This window comes from Sphingomonas sp. FUKUSWIS1, from assembly GCF_000733135.1.
In the GTDB taxonomy this organism is placed as follows: domain Bacteria; phylum Pseudomonadota; class Alphaproteobacteria; order Sphingomonadales; family Sphingomonadaceae; genus Sphingomonas; species Sphingomonas aerolata.
Genome location: NZ_JPJC01000003.1, coordinates 1 through 4657 on the forward strand (window position 1 = coordinate 1; position 4657 = coordinate 4657).

The following is a 4657-nucleotide window of genomic DNA, read 5'->3' on the forward strand; positions in this document are numbered from 1 at the left end:
GGCGGCAGACCCGCTGGCGGCCCGGCCGCCCGACGGGCCGATCGACGGCTTGGCCGCCCCGGCGCCGCTCGCCGGACAGGTCCGCAGCGCGCTGATCTGGCGGTCGGGAAGCCAGATCGTCGCGCAACTCGTCCAGTGGAGCGCCACCTTCCTGGTGATCCGCATCCTTGCGCCCGCCGATTACGGGCTGTTCGCGATGTGCCAGGTGATCCTGACCTTCATGGCGATGCTCAACGGCTATGGCCTGGCGAGCGGGCTGATCCAGCAGGCGACGATCAGCCGCCACGAGGTGCGCCAGCTCTTCGGCATGCTGATCCTGCTCAACGCGACGCTGGCCACAGCGCAGCTGGTGCTCGCGCCGCTCGCCGCGGCCTATTACCGCCAGCCGGTCGTCGCCGACATGCTGCGCGTCCAGGCGCTGCTCTATCTCACCACGCCGTTCATCGCCCTGCCCTATGCGCTGCTGTCACGCGCGATGGATTTTCGCCATCAGGCCAAGGCGAACATCACCGCCTCGATCGCCTCGGCGAGCACCGCGCTCGGCGGCGCGCTCTACGGACTGGGAGTATGGACGCTCGTCATCGCCCCGCTCGTGCTGTTCGCGGTCCGCGGTACGATGATGACGTGGAGCGCGCGGTCGCTGGTCTGGCCGAGCTTCGACTTTCGCGGCGCGGGCCGGATCGCGCGCTATGGCGGGGTGATGGCGGCGAGCCAGCTCTTCTGGTTCCTGCAGAGCCAGGCCGATGTGTTCATCGCCGGGCGCCGGTTCTCGCCGCACATGCTCGGCATCTACACGACCAGCCTGTTCCTCACGCAGATCTTCGTCAGCAAGTTCGTGCCGCCGCTCAACGAAGTCGCCTTTTCCGCCTATGCGCGGATGCAGGCGGATCCCGACGCGATCGGACGGGCGTTCGTCAAGGGCGTGCGGCTGGTGATGATCGTCGCCATGCCCTTCTATCTCGGGCTCGCGGTCACCGCCGAGCCGCTGGTGCTGACCGTGCTCGGCGAGAAATGGGTCGAGACCGCACCGATCGTCCGGCTGCTCGCGCTGGCGATGCCGTTCATGACGCTCCAGGTGCTGCTGACCCCCGCCTCCGATGCGCGCGGGCGACCGGGTATCGGCGTGCGCAACGGCGCGACCGGCGCGGCGATCCTCGGCACCGCGTTCCTGATCGGGGTTGAGTGGGGGCCGACCGGGCTCGGCCTCGCCTGGATCGCGGCCTATCCCCTCTATTTCGCGATCAGTGCGTGGCGGAGCCTGCCGGTGATCGGCGTCCCCGCACGTGCGGTCGCCCGCGCGGTCGCGTCGCCCGCGCTGGCCGCGATCGCGATGGCGCTCGCGGTCTGGCTGGTCGATCAGCGCCTGCCAGTGCTCGATCCGGTCTGGCGACTCGCGGTGCTGCTCGCGGTCGGCGGCGTAGTCTATGCGGGCGGGATGCTCGCCTTCGCGCGCGCGGCGCTGGGCGAGCTCGTCGCAGTGCTGCGCAAACGCCCCGTTACGCCCTGACCGGGTCCGCGGGTCAGGCGGACTGGATATAGGCGCGCATCGCCGCGGCATCCGCCTCGATCCGGTCGATCCGGAATTTGACGAGATCGCCGATCGAGACGAAGCCGACGAGCTGATCATGGTCGATCACGGGCAGATGCCGGATCCGCCGCTGGGTCATCAGCGACAGCGCGCCGATCACCGATTCGGTCGGCGCGACCGATTTGACCGCGCGCGTCATCACGTCGCCGATCCGCTGCGTCAGCGCCCCCGCGCCCTTGGCCTGCAGGCAATGGATCACGTCGCGTTCGGAAAAGATCCCGACGACGCGGCCGTCGTCGAGCACCGGCGCCGCGCCGATCCGCTGTTCCGCGAGCATCGCCACCGCGTCCGCGACGCTCGCATCGGGGTGCAACGACAGCACCATGTCCGCGCGCGTGCCGTCACCGGTCCGCCGCTTCGTCTCGAGGATCGTCGCGATCGTCATCTCCGCCTCTCCTTGTCGCGTCTCCATGCGCGTGGCTTGAGAAAACCATGTTTGCGCGGCAATGAAAAGCGATGACCGATCCTTCTGCCGAGACACCGACCGGACTCGACGATCCACACTATGCCGCGTTCGCCTGGGGCCGGTTCCGGACGATCATGGCGTGGATGATACTGGCGGCGGCGATCTGCGCCGCGGGCGTCATCGTCGCGATGGCGCATCTTCAGGGGGCGCTGCACCTCGTGACGATGCTCGCGATTCTCGGCGGGGTCGGCGGGTCGGTGATCATGGCCGGGTTGTTGATGGGGCTCGTCTTCCTGAGTTCGGGCAGCGGCCATGACGAGGACGTGACTCGGATCGACTAGGCGTCCGGGCGATGCGCGCGGCCGAGGGATGAAACGAAAAAAGGCCGGTACCGCAGCGTCGCGGTACCGGCCTTTTTCGATCCTGCCGTCTGGCGCGACGGTCAACCCGCCTCGACCTCGTCGGTGGCGACGCGGACGCGACGGCGACGCGGCTTTTCCGCAGCTGCGCCGTCCGCCGAAGCGTCGGCAGCGGGTGCCGGTGCCGAGGCCGAGATGCCGAGCGATGGCGGCAGGCGGTCTGCGTCGAACGCCGCGGGTGCGGCATCGTCCGTAGCGACCGGCGCGTCGAGACTGCGGTCGCGACGCGGGCGACCACGACGGCGGGGCTGCTCCTCGCCCGAACCGTCCGACGCGGGCGCCGGGACGCTCGTGACGTCGACCGGTTCGCCCGTGGACTGGGGCGCGGACGACCGGTCATCGGACGTGGCTGCGTCGGGCGTGGCCGGCGTTACGCTGGGGGCAGCGACCTCGTCCGCGCGCTCGCCCTGCTGCTCGGACTCGGCCTGGACCGGACGCGCGGCGCGTGGCGTGCGACGGATGGTGTCGCGGCGCGGGGCCTCGCGATAGTCGTCGCGGCCCTGGTTTTCGCGGGGCTGGGTCTCGCGCTGCTGGGCCTGCTCGTCACCGGGCTGTTCGTCGCGCGACTGCGTCATCCGCGGGCCGCGGGCCTCGCCACGCTGGCCGTCGTTACGCTGGCCCTCGTTGCGGTTCGCGTCATAGCGTGGGCGATCGTCGCGCTGCGAGCGGTCGTCGCGACCCTGGCCATCACGGCCCTGGTTTTCGCGGCCCTGGTTCTCACGGGGCGCGCGGGCGTTCGAATACTGGCCATTGGACTGGCCGCCATTCGCCATCGCCGTCTGGTCGCCGGATCCCTGCTGGCCGTTCTGCTGCCCGTTTTGCTGCCCGTTATGCTGGCTGCCCTGCTGCTCACCCGAGCGGATCGGTTCGCCCTCGTCGCCATAATCATCGTCGCCGTCGAGATCGAACGGCTGCTGGCGACGCGGCTGCTGCTGCGCCTGGGGCTGGCTCTCTTCGAAGCGCGCGCGGGTTTCGCTCAGCACGCGGAAATAATGATCCGCGAACTGGAGATAATATTCGATGTTGACGCGGTCGCCCTGCATCTGCGCGTCGCGCGCCAAGTTCTTGTACTTCTCGTACAATTGGCTCGCGTTGCCGCGCGCGCGGCTGTCGATGCGGTTGCCGGTGTCGCGGCCACCCTGGCCACCACCACCGCCGCCGCCCTGGCGTTGACCGCCACCGCCGCCACCGCCGCCATTATTATTGTTGCCACGACCGCGACGGCGGCCGGCTTGCCGGTTGTTGATCAAGCTTGTGTCCTCAGTCGTCGAACCAAAATCTGGTCGTGCTCCGAAATGCGGTGCAAACCCCCCGCCGCGCACCGATGACGATGCGTCGGACTTGCCAGGGCCGCCGGACTGCAGCGACTTTAAGGCGAAGGATGCGGGTCAACGCTCAAAAACGACCAAGTTGTCGAGATTGCGTGCCCCTGCCCACGTGATAGCGGCCCGGAAGGGCCTCCCACAAGCGAAATATGCGGCGGCAGGCCATAATCGTCAAGTCGCGCCGGTCATCGCGCAAGCAGGACGCGCGGGTTTCCGCCATAATCATGATGTAGCGCAACGTGCAGCCCCGCCGCCTCGAGCAGCGCCGAGACCGGTCCCGCCTGCGTCGCGCCGATCTCGATCACCGCCGCGCCGCCGGGTGCGATCAGCGAGGGGAGCTGCGTCGCGAGGATCCGGTAATCGTCGAGCCCGTCCGCGCCTGCGAACAGCGCCGCATGCGGTTCGTGATCGCGGACCTCGGGCGGCAGCGTCTCGGCGGTACCGATATAGGGCGGGTTGGCGAGGATCAGGTCGAACCGCCCCTCGATCGCGTCCGCCCAGCTGCCGCGCAAAAACTGCGCACGGTCCGCCATCCCCAGCGCCGCCGCATTGGCGCGCGCATAGCCGAGCGCGTCCGCCGAAAAGTCGATGCCGAGACCGCGCGCGGGCCATTCGTCGAGCGCGGCGAGCAGCAGCGTACCGGGGCCGGTGCCGAGATCGAGGATGGTCGCGGGCGCACCGCCGGCAAAATGCGCCTGCGCGGCGATCAGCAGCGTCTCGCTGTCGGCGCGGGGCACCAGCGCCCCCGGCCCGACCGCGAGATCGATCGACCAGAAGCCGCGCGTGCCGGTGATATAGGCGATCGGCTCATGCCGCAGACGGCGCTCGACCAGCGCCGCGAAACCGGCGGGAACGGCGTAGCGGTCGGGATCGAGCAGGATCGCGTTCCGCTCGACGCCCAGCGCATGCGCCATCAGCA

Annotated in this window: 5 protein-coding genes; 2 read left to right on the forward strand and 3 right to left on the reverse strand. The window is 69.4% G+C overall.

The annotated features are described in order from the left end of the window. Positions 1-40: 40 nt before the first annotated feature. Positions 41-1507: a lipopolysaccharide biosynthesis protein gene (locus sphsw_RS00190; RefSeq protein WP_042466195.1), complete on the forward strand. Its 1467-nt coding sequence runs from the start codon at positions 41-43 to the stop codon at positions 1505-1507. A 13-nt stretch (positions 1508-1520) separates the two neighbouring features. Here the strand turns inward: sphsw_RS00190 and sphsw_RS00195 are convergent, their stop codons facing one another. Then, complete coding sequence (locus sphsw_RS00195) at positions 1521-1973, reverse strand: CBS domain-containing protein (protein WP_031394021.1); 453 nt, start codon at positions 1971-1973, stop codon at positions 1521-1523. Positions 1974-2044: 71 nt separating this feature from the next. Between sphsw_RS00195 and sphsw_RS00200 the strand changes: the two genes are divergently transcribed. Continuing rightward, the gene (locus sphsw_RS00200) at positions 2045-2335 is read left to right on the forward strand and encodes a hypothetical protein (RefSeq protein ID WP_031394022.1); all 291 of its coding nucleotides are present in this window, start codon (positions 2045-2047) and stop codon (positions 2333-2335) included. 101 nt (positions 2336-2436) lie between these two features. Here the strand turns inward: sphsw_RS00200 and sphsw_RS00205 are convergent, their stop codons facing one another. Both sphsw_RS00205 and prmC read right to left on the reverse strand, forming a co-directional pair. Further along, on the reverse strand, positions 2437-3663 hold the full coding sequence (locus tag sphsw_RS00205) for a DUF4167 domain-containing protein (protein WP_031438850.1): 1227 nt from the start codon (positions 3661-3663) through the stop codon (positions 2437-2439). A gap of 260 nt (positions 3664-3923) precedes the next feature. Then, entirely contained in the window at positions 3924-4655 is a 732-nt protein-coding gene (gene prmC / locus sphsw_RS00210) for a peptide chain release factor N(5)-glutamine methyltransferase (protein WP_235188220.1), read from the reverse strand. Positions 4656-4657 lie beyond the last annotated feature (2 nt).